A 16,090-nucleotide genomic window follows, 5' to 3' on the forward strand; every position below is an offset into this window, starting at 1 on the left:
TAATGAAAAGATATAAACTTCTCAGGTATATATATATAATATGTATATTTTTTTCAATGATAGCATGTAGCGACAAGGACGAACCATTAATAGGTCGCTGGGAGATGCCTGTAGAAATGGATGGTGAAAAGTTCTCTTATGTAATAGAGTTAAATTCCACAGAAAGGACATATGAACCTTTTAACGACCTTAACGGACGAAAGAGTTATGGCTTCATGAATTTCAGCAATCTCAGGCGTATTTATCAATACGATATTGATTCTATAGCTTCGCTCGGAAACGGATTGTTTGTGGTAAAAACTGTTGACTCCAATAATCAAGTGTTTGATCCATCATTGGCTATATCAATAGATACTTTACGTCTCAATGCTGACAACAGGCAACTTGTATATCAAAGCGATTGGGTTTTCAACTACATAAATCCAGAAACAGTATCAACGCCGAAAGACAGTCCTGAAAAGAACGAGCCTTTTGGAAGTACCTGGAAAGATAAACTGCTAATCATATGGGGAATAATTTTTTTAGTAATCATTTATTATCTGGCAAAGATTCTCTTGGGATATGTTTTATCGACATTATTGGCAGGTGCAATTGGAGCCGCGGCAGGCGGATTAATATTATGGTTGCTTATGGGTGGGTTTGACCTGGATTTGCCACGTTGGCTGATTATAACCATCATGTCAGTCACAACAGTTCCTATGGCACTGTTCGGATTGTGGAGTGCCATATTAAGTACAAAAGACTTGGCAAAGGCACCTTTAGCGTCACGGTTGGCCCATGAAATAATGAAAGAAAATAAAAAGGGCGGATATATCGTTGACGAATATGGAAATAAATCCAAAATAAGAAAAACGGAACGAGGTATCCTCGGTGAAAAGTACATCGAGACTGAAGATGGAAAACATTATGAAGGAGGCTGGGGTTCCGATGAAGTGAGAGAGAACGAATAGCAATCTGAATTTTCAATTTAACTTTAACAAAAAAACAACAATGAAACGTATAATTAATTTCTTTATCATAATAACCTTATTCTTAGCTTCCTGCACGGAAGAGGAAAGGGACTATACAGGAAATATTCAGGGTATAGTGACCGAATCGGGAACAACCAATCCGATTTCTGGTGTACAGGTGAGTGTGGTGGATTTAGGCGCCAGTACAACAACAGGTAGTGACGGACAATTCCGTTTCAGCGATTTGGAAGCACAAAACTACCAATTGCAATTCAAAAAAAACGGATACATAACCAATACGCGCAACGTAAACGTGTTAGTAGGCGAAACTGCAAAATGTGATATGCAGCTTGAGAAAGAAAAAGAAGAGGCAGAAATAGAAATCACACCTTCAACCCTCAACTTTGGCACTGCCCAAACAGAATTATCAGTAACTGTAACCAATCATGGCAATGCCGCTACAGAATGGGCTTTGGACATGGGAAATAATGCCTGGCTTACTGCATCACCTCTTTCAGGCAACATTGCAGGCAACAAGACACAGAGCATTGTCTTTACTGTCAACCGCGACAAATTATCAGAGACAAAAAACGTTAAAGTCACTTTATCGGCATTTGGAAACTCATACACTATCTCTGTATCGTGCGCTCCTGTCAATGCCAAATCTGAAATGGCAATAACTCCAACATCCATAGATTTTGGTGATACCGACAATGAAAAAAACATAACCATTAAAAATACAGGAAACGCTCCTCTCACATGGAACATTTCAGGTATCACGGAAGAAAGCATATCTGTTTCAGAAACAGAAGGTACTGTGGAGTCTGAAGGATCAAAAGTAATAAAAGTGAAACTTGACCGTACAAAACTGAACAACAATCTGAATACATCTTTTGTTATCTCAGACGGCATAAAAGAACAGACCGTTACTGTAAAGGCTACAAAGGTGGAAGAGAAAGCTGAAATGAAGATAGAACCTACCCTACTTGATTTCGGACATTCATCAACAGAATTACCATTAACTGTAAGCAATACAGGAAAGGCAGAACTGAAATATTCTGTTTCGGGAATATCTGTTAACTATATAACTGTTACCCCTATGGAAGGAAGCGTAGCGGCTGAGGGTAATCAAGTGTTACAAGTAAAACTTGATCGTGAAACTATGCCGGAAAATGCCAACACAACATTTAAAATTTCTGATGGCACAAACGAAGAAAGTATTACAGTTAAAGCCACTAAACCTGTTGCAAAAATGGAAGTATCTCCGCTTTCTTTGGATTTCGGAGAAGAAGCTACTGAAAAAGTATTTACAATCAGTAACACAGGTACTGCAGAATTTACATGGAATATAACCGTCCCAACAGGAACAGGCTTAACAGTATCTGAAACAAGCGGAGTAACCAAACCGGCCGAAACTAAACAGATAACAGTAACGTTAGACCGTTCCATAATGCCGGAAACATTAAACACAACAATAGAAGTTTCAGACGGTGTTAATAAAGAAAAAATATCAGTTAACGCAATAAAAGGCAGTGCTATAGCCGGAACAGTCGTTACTCAAGGATTATATACATATTATAAGTTTGACGGTAATTTTGAAGACGCTACAGAAAACGGTATAAACGGTTTCGGTTCACCGGCTCCAAGCTTTGTAGAAGGTGTAATACCTGAAGGAAAAGCTATAAAATTCAGCAAAACAGACAATAGTACATTTGTCGTTTCCAAACCGATAATTGATTCAAAAGAAATGACGATTAGCTTCTGGGGAAAGGATTTCAGTGACGGACATATTTTCCACCTAAATTCTTCATATGAAAACTATCCTATGCTATCGTTAAGTATAGTTAACGGAGCCTTAAAATTCGCTGTTGATGGATACCGTAATCATTATCAGTTCGAAAATGATGTACAACCATTTGTTCATCCGACATTAACCGATGGAAAATGGCATCATATTGCTATTATATCGGATTATCATATTACAACAATATACAAAGTAACGGCTACTCTTTATGTTGATGGTATGGAAGTATATACAATAACACAAAATTACACTGACAGTTATGGTGGATATGGTACCGGCACCAGCTTCACAATGGGAGGTAGCCTTAAACTGAACAATAGCCTTACACTTCCAGCCACCAACATGAGTGTAGATAATTTCCGTGTTTATGATACTCGACGTCTGTCAGCTAATGAAATCAAGGAAATATACAACAACAAACAATAGTGAAAATGAAGAAAACATTTTTTCTACTAATAATAATCTTGTTCCCCGGCATTAGTCGGGGACAAGTTTATATAGAAGACGACTTTGAACGGTATTATAGGGAACAAAAAGCCGCCTTCAATAATTATGCCCAAAATGAAGATAAAAAGTTTAAAGCTTATTACGATTCTATAAACCAGGAGTTCGCTAAATATCTGGCTGAAGCATGGCCGGACTATTCACTAAAGAAAAAAGAACCGCCAATTGTAAAACCTGTTCCACCTACAGTTTACAAGCCTGACACACCGCAACCCAAGCCGATAATACAACCTGTAAAAGAAGTCCCCAAACCTACAACTCCGGATATTCCCTCCAAAGATGAAGAATCAAGTAAATCTATAAAAAAAGATTTATCACCAAAAATTCCTATAAGTAATGCGACAAACAGTATGAACATGATTTTTTATGGTACACCGGTAGCTATCTCCAAAGTCAATTATAATCTGCCACGTCTAACAGGAATAGACGAACAATCAGTAGCCAAATATTGGAATGCGATGACCAAACTTCCATATACAGACTGGACGGAAGAAATAAAACAAAAACGTAATGCATTAAATTTAAATGACTGGGGTATGTATATTCTCATAAACCAAACATTTAAAACAAAATTTCCTGGAAGAAATTCAAACGAACAGACTGCATTCGTCATATTTCTTCTTAACCAATTGGGATATAAAGCAAAAATAGGTCGCTCACAACAAGAGCTAATTCCGCTTATAGCATTCAAGTGTAATGTATTTAACAGTTCATTCTTTAAATTCGGCAATGCCAACGGAACCATATATACCGTATTGAACCCTAAACATACGGATTTATCAAGTATAAGAAGTTGCGGTATGGAATTCAAGAGTGCCACACGCCTAATGGATATGTCCTTATCCTATTTTCCGTCTCTACAGGCAAATGCCACATTACAACCATTGAAAGCAAAAGACCAATCATACAATGTATGGTATGACAAGAACTATATGCAGATGCTCAGCACATACCCATGTGTAGATTTCAAGTTATATGCAGAATCAGTTCCAAGCGAAACGTTTCTAAAAAGCGTAGAAGAAGAACTGCGTCCATTAGTTAAGAATAAATCGCAAGAAGAATCTATTAATGCTTTGTTGCATTTTGTGCAATATGCATTCAAATATAAAACCGATGATGAACAATTTGGTTATGAACGATGGTTCTTCCCTGAGGAAACAATTGCCTCCTCGTATTCTGACTGCGAAGACCGTGCAATCCTATTCAGTCAATTGGTACGTTATTTATTAGGAATGGAAGTTGCATTAGTGTATTACACCGGAAAACATTTGGCGACAGCTGTAAGATTCGATAATCCAAATACATCAGGAGATTATTTGAAAATTGATGGTAAGAAATTTCTGATTTGCGATCCTACATATATAGGAGCACCTTTAGGAAAAGAAATGCCAAACCTGAAAAATTCACCCAAAGAAATAATTCGCCTAGAAAAATAAGAACTGCTTTAAACAGCATTTAAACGGTATTTAAGCACCGTTTAAATGCTGTTTAGATTAAAATTATATTTGCAAGCCTTTTGCAAAACATTTGCAAAGCCATAATTCATCAATACTCTATCACCATTCCGTCGTAAGTCTGATGCATGTGCTCCGGCAGCATTTTCTCCACATCTGCGTGCAGACCTATATGATGGCTGGCATGTATGAAATATGTTTCCTTGGCAGAAATCTTGTTTGCTCGCTCAATAGCCTCCGGAAGACTTTGATGTGTCCAGTGAGGTTCAAGACGGAGTGCGTTCATTATGAGACAATCCAGATTTTCCAGAAAGACATTGCTTTCTTCAGGCATTTCAGTCATATCAGTAACCCATGCCATATCTCCTATTCTGAAAGCGAGGATAGGCATCTTGCCGTGCATGACTCTGAAGGGAGTGATTTCCACAGTATTGCCATGCATTCCTTCCACAGAAAACGGTTTGCCTGGTTCTATCCTATGCAGAGGTATTCTGGGAACACCCGGATACGGATGTTCGACAAAACAATATGGTATGCGCTGCTGCAGGCGTTCGGCTGTATAATCTTCGGCATAGACAGGCACATCCTTGAACTGGCAGAAAGGACGAAGGTCATCAAGTCCGCCCACATGGTCGTAATGTTCGTGGGTGATAAGCACGGCATCGATAGGTCCGAAATCCTCCAGACGCAACATCTGCTCACGAAAATCAGGACCACAGTCTATCAAAATCCTTACTCCGTCAACTTCTACCAGCCCTGAGCACCTGAGACGCCTGTCGCGAGGGTCGGTACTGGTACACACCGGACATGTACACCCCACTTGAGGTACTCCGGTAGATGTTCCGCTTCCTAATATTGTTATCTTCATAATAGTCGTACTTTATATTGTATTATGTATTATCAGGTCAATAAATATAATTCACTTCGGGATGTATATCTATTCCAAATTTATCTTTTACTGACTTTATAATTTCATTTGCGAGATTTGAAATGTCATTTCCTGTAGCGCCACCAAGGTTTACCAAAACAAGGGCCTGTCTTTGATATACTCCTGCTGGTCCTATGTTGCGTCCCTTCCATCCGCAACGGTCTATCATCCATCCGGCAGGAACTTTCACCGTATTATCATCTACAGGATAATGCGGCATGTCAGGATATTCCTCCTGCAACTGTCTGAACTTCTGCGCTGAAACCATAGGATTCATAAAAAAGCTTCCGGCATTACCTAATTCAGATGGTTCCGGCAATTTGGAACGGCGCACATCTATTATTACGTTTCGCACATTTTCCAGCGATGGCTCTAGACCTCTTCTTTCGAGTTCGGCACTGATATTTCCGTACGAGAGATGATATTCGGCTTTCTTACTGAGACGGTATGTGACGTGCGTAACTATGTATTTTCCTTTTAGTTCTTCCTTAAAAATGCTGTTACGGTAAGAATAACGACATTCACCGTTTGTGAAGACGCGTTCGGATGCATCAGAGACACTGACCGTGTGGACTTTCAGGATTATGTCTTTTGCCTCTACCCCGTATGCACCTATATTCTGTACGGCAGACGCTCCTACTTCACCGGGTATGATTGAAAGATTTTCTGCTCCATACCAACCTTCGGATACGGTATATGCCACAAAATCATCCCATACCTCGCCCGCTCCGACCTTTATGTCTATCCACTCGTCGGACTCACCCTCTATGCTGAAGCCTTTTATTGCAGAATGTAATATTGTACCCTTGAAATCGGAAAGGAACAGAAGATTACTTCCACCGCCAATATGCAGCAAAGGTGACGCAACATCACGTGATGCAAGAAACGTTTTAAGCTCGCCAACGGATGAATATTCCACAAAACGGGATGCCTTGACATCCATTCCGAATGTATTGTATTTAAGTATAGGATAATCTGTATATTCTTTCATTATTTCTTCGGTTATATTTATCAGTCGCCCAAATCTTCAAATTTATATAGTTTCCACTTTCCGTGAATTCTCCTGAAATAAAGAGTGTTACTCAGTCCGTTTCCCAAGCCTTTGAATTCTACGATTTTAGTATTAGACTCCTCTGTTTCCTTCTGTCCGTAACGTATATTAGTAAGTTTTTCGGTTGGCATTGGAGGACGGAAAGCAAACCACTGACCTCTTTCCAATGTGGTCTCAAGAACAGAAAATTCGTCCTCGGGGTCAACAGTGGAGAACAGCAAAGGTTCTGACAATCTTTCAGACTGGAAAATTGAATCAGAAGCAAACCGATGATAGAAATCATAGAAATTTTCTCCTCCGTGTTTCGTACGCGTCATCTTTTCCTTATTTACCGCTTCCAGATACCAACGGTCGTCCTTCAGTTCGAAATAATATCTCCTGATATGATAATCCGACAAATAAATCCAGTCAATCTGTACGCTTGTTGTTGACGAACCGTTCTCCAACTCCAAATCTTCTTCCTTGTCGAATATCACTGTGTATAACTGGTCGGAGTCAAACATAGGATCGAAAACCCACTCATCGGAAGTAAGCCTTGTCACTGCAGTTTCATCATAGAAAGATACGGGAAACTGGACACGGGAATGCTGGAATTCCTCATCGGAAATGAAATAATAAAGAAAATCGATGAAACTGGCATCGGCGGTGGTCGGCACCACTTCATCCACAACGATTAATGTATCCGACAATTCCTCATCGGATATTGAAACAGAATCAGTCTGAACCAGTTCAATTCCCTGCTCGTCCGACAATGATTCGGACCTTTTATGCTGCCCTACACACGACACAACCATGAGCAACAAGACATATCCCAATAGAATACTTTTCATTTAATTATGTCTAATCTAAAAATACGTGACAAAAATACCTATTTTTTTCTTTCGTAAACGAATATAAGTCAAGTTTTCTTTTTTATTACCTGAAAAAGAAATTATTTCAGTTTAAATAATTAACTTTGCGCCAATGTAAAATACTTAAAACAGTAATATATGTTAGCAAAAATAGAAGAGTTACTAAAGGAAATAGAAGATTTAAAGGCTTCGAATGCAGAAGAACTGGAAGCTCTGAGAATAAAATACCTTAGTAAGAAGGGAGCTATCAATGCACTGATGGCTGACTTCAGAAACGTGGCAGCAGAACAGAAAAAGGAAGTGGGAATGAAGCTGAATGAGCTGAAAAACCGTGCGCAGGAACGTATAGCAGCTCTGAAAGAAGCTTTCGAAATGCAGGACAACGGTGCCGCAGAACTTGACCTCACTCGTACTGCCTACCCTATCGACCTGGGTACACGTCATCCGTTAAGCATTGTAAAGAATGAAATCATAGATATATTCAGCCGCATGGGATTTACCATCGCCGATGGTCCTGAAGTGGAAGACGACTGGCATGTATTCTCTTCTATGAACTTCGCTGAAGACCATCCGGCACGCGACATGCAGGATACATTCTTCATTGAAAGCCATCCTGACATTATACTTAGAACACATACTTCATCAGTACAGAGCCGTGTGATGGAAGTTTCACAACCTCCTATCCGCGTAATCTGCCCGGGACGTGTTTACAGAAACGAAGCTATCAGCTATAGAGCACACTGTTTCTTCCATCAGGTAGAAGGTCTTTATATCGACAAGAATGTTTCATTCACCGACTTGAAGCAGGTACTTCTTCAGTTTGCACAGGAAATGTTCGGCGAAGGTACAAAGATACGTCTTCGTCCGTCATACTTCCCATTCACAGAACCTAGTGCAGAAATGGATATCAGCTGCGATATCTGTGGCGGCGAAGGTTGTCCGTTCTGTAAATACACTGGTTGGGTGGAAATTCTTGGATGCGGTATGGTGGATCCTGCCGTGCTCGAAGCTAACGGAATAGACAGCAAGGTTTATTCAGGTTACGCATTCGGTATGGGTGTAGAACGTATAGCAAACCTGAAATACAAGGTGAAAGACTTGCGTATGTTCTCTGAAAACGATACAAGATTCCTGACTGAATTCGAGGCTGCCAACTGATAAACGGTACTTCGAAAACATATAATTTATATCAAGGCACGGTGACCGCAATATGGCGATTCCGTGCCTTTGGATTATAAAACAGGCAAATCACATAATATAGATATGAGTAAAGATAAACTTATCACACCAAGCTATTGCTGCATCCTGGCTGCTAACTTTCTGCTTTATTTCGGTTTCTGGCTGCTTATTCCGGTACTGCCTTTCTATCTTGAAGAGATATTCGGTGTATCAAACACCACAATCGGAATAGTGCTGTCATGCTATACCATTGCGGCTTTGTGCATACGACCTTTCTCCGGATATTTTCTTGATACCTTTGCCAGAAAGCCTCTTTATCTTGTGGCATATTTTATCTTCACGTCTATATTTGCAGGATATATGCTTGCCGGCACTCTTACCTTTTTTATTATACTGAGGGTTATACATGGACTGTCGTTCGGAATGGTTACAGTAGGTGGAAACACTCTGGTGATTGACATCATGCCTTCTTCAAGAAGAGGTGAAGGATTGGGATATTACGGACTGACAAACAACCTGGCCATGTCTATAGGTCCTATGTTCGGACTATTCCTGCACAATGCTGGAGCGTCATATACAACAGTATTCTCGTATGCCTTGGTTTCAGGAATGCTGGGAATAATAATGGCATCGTGTGTGAAAACAGAATATCGTCCGCCCGTAAAACGTGAGCCTATTTCGCTGGACAGATTTATTCTAATAAAAGGGCTACCGGGAGGATTGAGTCTTCTGTTGCTCTCTATTCCATACGGAATGACTACCAACTATGTGGCTATGTATGCAAAACAGATAGGTATTACTGCAGAAACGGGATTGTTTTTCACATTCATGGCTGTAGGAATGGCTGTAAGCCGTCTGTTCAGTGGCAAACTTGTAGATAAAGGAAAAATTACAGAAGTAATAATGGCCGGTATGTATCTTGTATCTTTCTGCTATTTCGGACTAACGGCCTGTGGATGGACTATTGAATGGAATTACATGTTTACTACCGTATTCTTCTTCGCAATATCACTTTTGCTTGGAATCGGTTTCGGTACAATGTTTCCGGCCTACAACACATTATTTGTAAATCTAGCCCCGAACAATCAGAGGGGTACTGCGACAAGTACTTATCTGACATCCTGGGACGTAGGTATAGGTATCGGAATGCTGACTGGAGGAAGTATTGCAGAGATCTCGTCTTTCAAATATGCCTACCTGTTTGGCGCCGTATTAACTTTGGTTTCTATGTTCTATTTCAAATTCAAGGCAGGACCTCATTTCATCAGAAACAAAGTAAGATAAGGGATATCAATCTTTATAAGTAAAAACATAAATGTGCGAATATCTTCCGTTTATCTCTGTAACCTGTGATGATATTATAAAAGAACGGAAAAGTCCGATATTGTCGCAAATAAATCCGGGAATGTAAGGTGAATATTGTTCTATATTCTCGGCAACCTTATCCATATCTGCAACCATAATATAAGAAGCGTCTCTGGAGAGATTGGAGAGACATTGGTCAAAAATTCTATTCTTAGGTTTTGAAATGGCATTTGTTATACATGAATCTACCTTTTCATGACCGGAAACTATAAGGATACTGTCTGACGAAATATTATGGATATTGTCCAGACGTAAAGCTATATCATGAGAACAGCTGTCAGGTTCGTACATTGAGCCGCTAAGATATAAGACATCACTATTGAGATGAAGTTCAAACTCGCTCCATACATTATTGTTGTCTGCCAACAAAGGGAATGATGCAGTACGTCCGTAGAACGTCATATAATTGGCAGATTTTTTCATCTGATAGTTTTTGAAAACAGCATCGTTAGCCAATGAGGTGCCATCCTTGATAGCATCAATGACACGTTCAATCAGCATTTTATGATAACTTACAATTATATATCCATCACCGCTTAACACAGAAAGGAAGTTTGCTGTTTTACCCAACGGATATATTTCTATCTTCTTTCCTCTATATTCTTCAGTTTTAGGATATATATCCTGACCATATTTCTGGCGAAGAATATCGAGCAAGAACTTATTTCCGCCACCTGCTATCTTAAAATATGCAACAACGTCTTTAGTAGAAGTAGAATTATGAAAACTAATCATAAGACGCTTGATCTGGTTTGAAAGACCATGCGTATTAACAGATGTGTACTTGGAAATGTCTGTAAGGATATTATTTATCAGTTCAGAGTGATGTAATGTATCAAGATCTATTGCATATGAGGTACGCGGAAATTCGCTGGTATAAAAAAAGATATTATCAGTATCAAGAACGCCATTACAATCATCAGGAACCAAGGCAAACATATTTACATCTTTACCCTTTTCTGCGTCCGTAAGACTAAGAAAACTATAAAATGCTACTCCTATACAGAATAACAAGACCGATAATCCAACCCCTATTTTTACGACCGTACGAAACCTCATATAACTCTTTTTGGCAAAGATAATAAAAACTTTATAAAAAAGTACAAACAAAGCCAAATATTTATATACAAAAAAAGTCCTGCATTGCAGGACTTACTAATTTTTATGAAGTTGGGGTGACTAGTGGGACTCGAACCCACGACATTCAGAACCACAATCTGACGCTCTAACCAACTGAACTATAATCACCATGTTTGCTTTAGTAAAGGAGGGTGACTAGTGGGACTCGAACCCACGACATTCAGAACCACAATCTGACGCTCTAACCAACTGAACTATAGTCACCATTTGTTGGCTTTCCTTTCAAAAGCGATGCAAAGGTACGCATTATTTCCATTTATGCAAACTTTTATCCCATTTTTTTTCATTTTTATCCGCATTTTACTGAAAGACCTTCTTACTCAATATTTGCCCGGCATCCTCAATAAAACGCCTAATCCTCTGTCTTTCACTATCATTCAGATATTTTTTATCAATATTGCAAGGATATAATATAAAATCGGATTTTCCACTCAAAACAGGTCTTGAAGTCCAGACCAACGAGTTTTCATAAGAAATCAATCTGGTTATCCCATTTATCTTTTTAAAAAACAGTTTTACCGACAAACCGCCATCAGTATTTCTGGCACTCATATTCGATATATAATTACCTAACGAGAAAACTACAAGATGTTTTTGAGGTGAAAGCGTATCCCCTATCATAGAAACAGGCTGGATGACATGAGGGTGGGAACCTATAACATGATCAACACCCATACTTATCAACCATTCAGCCATATCAATTTCATTATCGGATGGCATCGTTTTATATTCCTGCCCCCAGTGCATAAACGCTATTATTACATCAGGCCTCATAAGACGGGCTTTCATAATATCAGACTTTATCTGTTGCCTCTCAATATAATTCACAATATTAGGTTTTTGAACAGACATTCCATTTGTGCCATATGTAGCATTAAGGAAAACAATCCTAAATCCTTTTTTCTCGACCAACAATGGATAATTATGAATTCTTTCTTCTTTATTTTTATATGTGCCGGCATGTTTTAATTTAAGAGAGTCAAGCTTTTCTATAGTTCTTGTCAGTCCTTTTGAGCCCCTGTCCAGACAATGATTGTTTGCTGTCATAAGCACATCGAAGCCGGCATCCTTAATGGCATAAAGGTATTCATCAGGAGCACTGAAAGCAGGATACCCCCTATAAGGCTTATCCCCCAAAGTTACTTCCAAATTCGCTACTGCTATATCAGCAGAACGGACATACGGCTTGACGTACGTAAAACAATTACTGTAATCATATTTCCCATCAGCTCGTCTTGCAGCATTTATTTGCGCATCATGCTGCATAAGATCACCGGCAAAAAGAATTGAAAGTGTATCCGAAACTGCAAAAACAGTTGTTGCCGACAGCCACAAGGCTATCGGCAACAATTGTGATATATACTTATTTAATCTGTTCATATATCAAAATACATATACAAAGAATTAAGCGGTATTCAAACATCGTTTAATCAATGTTTAGCATACTTGTTTAAACAAGAACGATACAAATCAAACTATTTATAAATAGCTTTTTTTCCGGCAAGGAGTGTATTTTTCATGAGAGATACTATTGTCATTGGACCAACTCCACCAGGAACAGGAGTTATATATGAACATTTTGGTGACACCTCATCAAACTTCACATCACCTGTAAGTTTAAATCCGGACTTTCTGCTTGCGTCTGGAACTCTGGTTGTACCAACATCTATTACTACAGCACCTTCCTTAACCATTCCGGCTGTTACAAATTCCGGCTGACCTAAAGCTGCAATTATAATATCAGCCTCACGGCATTCTTCAACCAGATTTTTACTTCTGCTGTGGCAGACTGTAACAGTGGCGTCTCCAGGGTATGCTTTCTGCATCATCAAGGTAGCCATAGGCTTTCCTACTATGTTGCTTCTACCCAAAACCACACACTTCTTTCCACTGGTTTCAATATTATATCTTTTCAGCAATTCCAGAATTCCATTAGGCGTTGCAGATACATAGCATGGCAAACCTATTGACATTCTTCCTACATTGATTGGATGAAAGCCGTCAACATCTTTCCTATAGTCAATTGTCTCAATCACCTTCTGCTCTGAAATATGTTTAGGAAGAGGCAATTGTACTATAAATCCATCGACATCATCATCTGCATTCAATTCCCTTACTTTAGAAAGGAGTTCATCTTCTGTCACATCCGCTTCAAACCGTATCAATGTTGACTTAAAGCCACATACCTCACACGCTTTAACCTTGTTAGCCACATACGTTTCACTACCACCGTCGTGACCTACAAGAATTGCCGCAAGATGCGGACGTTTTCCACCTGAAGCTACAATCTGGGCAACTTCCTGAGCAATTTCCTGCTTTATCTGTTCGGATATTGCCTTACCATCTATCAATATCATAAGCAATAATTTTAATAATTACAAAGACTTATATTTATATATTTCCCATTCAAATTAAGCAATATGACAAAGATAAGAAAAAAAGTCATAATATCAGATGAAATAGTATATTTTACTGTTTTTAGCCGATAAAATATAAAATCTTAAAGATTACAGCGGAAATAATACGCAAAAATATTAACTTTGCACCGATTTGTTTACATTATTATATAGAATGAATATTTTTAACAGAATACTTTTATTCCTTTGTTTATTCGCATGTTCCTATCCTGTCATAGGGAATACCATAAACGACAAATTCATTGTCGTCATAGATCCCGGACACGGCGGGAATGACCCGGGAGCTGTAGGTAAAAAAGGAAAAGAAAAAAACATAAATCTTAATGTAGCAAGAAAGCTAGGAAAACTTATAGAAAACAATTGCAATGATACAAAAGTCGTATATACAAGAAAATCAGACATTTTTGTGCCATTACACAGAAGAGCTGAAATAGCAAACAATGCAAAAGCCAACCTTTTTATATCTATTCATACCAATGCTGTAGCAAAAAAGAATTCATACGTAAAAGGAACTGAAACATACACTCTTGGATTACATAGAACTGAAGAAAACCTTGAAGTTGCAAAAAAGGAAAACTCTGTTATCCTTATAGAAGATGACTACAAACAAAGATATGCAGGTTTTAACCCAAACTCTTCTGAAAGCTATATCATATTTGAATTCATGCAAGACAAAAACATGTCGCAAAGCGTGAATTTCGCCACACTGATCCAACAGAATTTCAAGAGTTATAACAGAATAGACAAAGGTGTGCACCAAGCTGGTTTTCTTGTGCTAAGAGAGACATCTATGCCAAGTGTACTTGTAGAATTAGGTTATATATCCAACCCGTCGGAAGAAACATATTTATTGTCGGATAAGGGAACAACCGATTTGGCAAATGCAATTTACAGAGCTTTTATCAATTATAAGGGAAACAGTTCTAAAATTAAGCCTACTACTGTTACTTCGAATACCAGACAGGAAATAACTACACCAAAAGAAGAAGAAGAAACAAAAGAAACATCAAAAATAAAATTTAAGATCCAGATTTTAGCTTCAGATAGAGTCCTGCCGCAGAACAGCAAGCAATTTAAAGGCTTGAAACCGGTATCATGGTACAAAGAAAACGGATTGATTAAATATACATATGCTGAAGATGAAGACTATAACAAGATATTAAAGATAAAGAGGAAAATAGTAGATCCAAAATTCAAAGACGCATTCATCATCGCATTTAAGAACGATACAAAAATAAATATCAATAAAGCAATAAAAGAATTTAAGAATAACAATAAATAATTACATGGCAATTATGAGAAAAGAATTTACAATAGGAATTGCAGCTATAGCCGCATTGGTAATCCTTTTTGTTGGAATAAACTACCTTAAAGGTATAAACATGTTTAAAGCTGAAAGCTATTACTATGTTGACTATACACAAGTAAACGGTTTGGCTCTTTCAAGTCCGGTATATGCAAACGGATTTAAGGTAGGATTAGTAAGAGATATACAATATAATCACAATAAACCAGGACATATCACTGTAGGTATTGAAATGGATGAAAACATAAAGATACCGGTTGGAAGTAAAGCGGAACTAGTTACAGAAATGCTAGGTACAGTTAAAATGAACCTTATCATGAACTATAGCGAGAGTAACACTGTAACCCCTGGCGACACAATCGAAGGATACGCCAACAATGGCATTATGGCTAAAGCAGAAGAAGAGTTATTGCCTCAAATGGAGAAAATGATGCCTAAACTAGATTCTATATTATCTTCTCTAAATATGCTGCTGTCTGACCCGTCTTTAGGAAATACTATAAAGAATGCTGAAAAAATCACAGCATCATTAAGCCAGACAAGCAACCATCTGGAAAAACTAATGGGAAATGACATTCCTAAAATAACAAGTAATGTCACTACTATTACAGAAGACCTCAAAACCATAAGCGGAAATCTAAAAGAGATAGATTATTATGCTACATTCCAAAAGATAGATGAGACATTGAAGAATGTTTATGCACTTACTGATAAATTAAACAATAAGGACAATACTATTGGATTATTATTAAATGACCCAGAGCTTTATAATAACCTGAATGCAACATCAGCTAACGCTGCATCATTACTAAAAGACCTGCAGGAACACCCTAAAAGATATGTTCATTTTTCTTTATTCGGAAAGAAGGACAAATAAGCATTACATAGAAACAATCTAAATAACAAGCATTCTAAATATTATACTTGTTATTTAGATTAGTAGTTGATTATCAGTGCTTTATATTTATACACACAAAATATATCATATTATTTAAAGAATAAACAATCTTCTAATTTTCAATATATTACAAATACATTGCAATATTATTCCGACAAAGCTTAGAACAAATAACAAGCAATTGACAATCAAGTACTTATAGTATTTTTCAGAAAAACAAGAAAAAGTTGATTTGTTTTTCTG

Annotated in this window: 13 protein-coding genes and 2 tRNA genes; 7 read left to right on the forward strand and 8 right to left on the reverse strand. The window is 38.0% G+C overall.

Going from position 1 to position 16,090, the window contains the following annotated elements; genetic code table 11:
* Positions 1–2: 2 nt before the first annotated feature.
* The 3 genes from OCV82_RS08505 to OCV82_RS08515 are packed head-to-tail and all read left to right on the forward strand — an operon-like array spanning position 3 to position 4,694.
* Positions 3–950, forward strand: coding sequence for a hypothetical protein (locus tag OCV82_RS08505; RefSeq protein WP_154044020.1), 948 nt, complete (start codon positions 3–5; stop codon positions 948–950).
* Positions 951–990: 40 nt separating this feature from the next.
* Complete coding sequence (locus OCV82_RS08510; protein ID WP_154044021.1) at positions 991–3,180, forward strand: BACON domain-containing protein; 2,190 nt, start codon at positions 991–993, stop codon at positions 3,178–3,180.
* A gap of 5 nt (positions 3,181–3,185) precedes the next feature.
* Complete coding sequence (locus tag OCV82_RS08515; protein WP_154044022.1) at positions 3,186–4,694, forward strand: energy transducer TonB; 1,509 nt, start codon at positions 3,186–3,188, stop codon at positions 4,692–4,694.
* A 109-nt stretch (positions 4,695–4,803) separates the two neighbouring features.
* Here the strand turns inward: OCV82_RS08515 and OCV82_RS08520 are convergent, their stop codons facing one another.
* The 3 genes from OCV82_RS08520 to OCV82_RS08530 are packed head-to-tail and all read right to left on the reverse strand — an operon-like array spanning position 4,804 to position 7,521.
* Entirely contained in the window at positions 4,804–5,580 is a 777-nt protein-coding gene (locus OCV82_RS08520; RefSeq protein ID WP_154044023.1) for an MBL fold metallo-hydrolase, read from the reverse strand.
* 37 nt (positions 5,581–5,617) lie between these two features.
* Positions 5,618–6,631: a UDP-N-acetylmuramate dehydrogenase gene (gene murB, locus OCV82_RS08525; protein ID WP_154044024.1), complete on the reverse strand. Its 1,014-nt coding sequence runs from the start codon at positions 6,629–6,631 to the stop codon at positions 5,618–5,620.
* A 20-nt stretch (positions 6,632–6,651) separates the two neighbouring features.
* Entirely contained in the window at positions 6,652–7,521 is an 870-nt protein-coding gene (locus tag OCV82_RS08530; protein WP_154044025.1) for a DUF4348 domain-containing protein, read from the reverse strand.
* A 159-nt stretch (positions 7,522–7,680) separates the two neighbouring features.
* Here OCV82_RS08530 and pheS point away from each other — a divergent pair, with 159 nt between their 5' ends.
* A complete protein-coding gene (pheS, locus tag OCV82_RS08535; RefSeq protein ID WP_154044026.1) occupies positions 7,681–8,700 on the forward strand; it encodes a phenylalanine--tRNA ligase subunit alpha in 1,020 nt (339 codons plus the stop codon).
* A 105-nt stretch (positions 8,701–8,805) separates the two neighbouring features.
* Complete coding sequence (locus tag OCV82_RS08540) at positions 8,806–10,005, forward strand: MFS transporter (RefSeq protein WP_154044027.1); 1,200 nt, start codon at positions 8,806–8,808, stop codon at positions 10,003–10,005.
* Between the two features lie 6 nt (positions 10,006–10,011).
* On the opposite strand, the gene OCV82_RS08545 is transcribed toward OCV82_RS08540, so the two are convergent.
* The 5 genes from OCV82_RS08545 to folD form a co-directional block, all read right to left on the reverse strand.
* Positions 10,012–11,145 carry a hypothetical protein gene (locus tag OCV82_RS08545; RefSeq protein ID WP_154044028.1) on the reverse strand — a complete coding sequence of 378 codons (1,134 nt, stop codon included), beginning with the start codon at positions 11,143–11,145 and terminating at the stop codon, positions 10,012–10,014.
* Positions 11,146–11,257: 112 nt separating this feature from the next.
* Positions 11,258–11,334: transfer RNA gene (locus tag OCV82_RS08550), tRNA-His, on the reverse strand.
* Positions 11,335–11,356: 22 nt separating this feature from the next.
* Positions 11,357–11,430 (reverse strand) — tRNA-His (locus tag OCV82_RS08555).
* Positions 11,431–11,526: 96 nt separating this feature from the next.
* Positions 11,527–12,606, reverse strand: a complete 1,080-nt coding sequence (locus OCV82_RS08560; RefSeq protein ID WP_154044029.1) for a CapA family protein — start codon at positions 12,604–12,606, stop codon at positions 11,527–11,529.
* Positions 12,607–12,701: 95 nt separating this feature from the next.
* Positions 12,702–13,583, reverse strand: coding sequence for a bifunctional methylenetetrahydrofolate dehydrogenase/methenyltetrahydrofolate cyclohydrolase FolD (gene folD / locus OCV82_RS08565; protein WP_154044030.1), 882 nt, complete (start codon positions 13,581–13,583; stop codon positions 12,702–12,704).
* Positions 13,584–13,797: 214 nt separating this feature from the next.
* Between folD and OCV82_RS08570 the strand changes: the two genes are divergently transcribed.
* Positions 13,798–14,925: an N-acetylmuramoyl-L-alanine amidase family protein gene (locus OCV82_RS08570; protein WP_154044031.1), complete on the forward strand. Its 1,128-nt coding sequence runs from the start codon at positions 13,798–13,800 to the stop codon at positions 14,923–14,925.
* A 4-nt stretch (positions 14,926–14,929) separates the two neighbouring features.
* Positions 14,930–15,826: an MlaD family protein gene (locus OCV82_RS08575; protein WP_262543307.1), complete on the forward strand. Its 897-nt coding sequence runs from the start codon at positions 14,930–14,932 to the stop codon at positions 15,824–15,826.
* Positions 15,827–16,090 lie beyond the last annotated feature (264 nt).

It is taken from the genome of Bacteroides cellulolyticus (assembly GCF_025567135.1).
In the GTDB taxonomy this organism is placed as follows: domain Bacteria; phylum Bacteroidota; class Bacteroidia; order Bacteroidales; family Bacteroidaceae; genus Phocaeicola; species Phocaeicola cellulolyticus.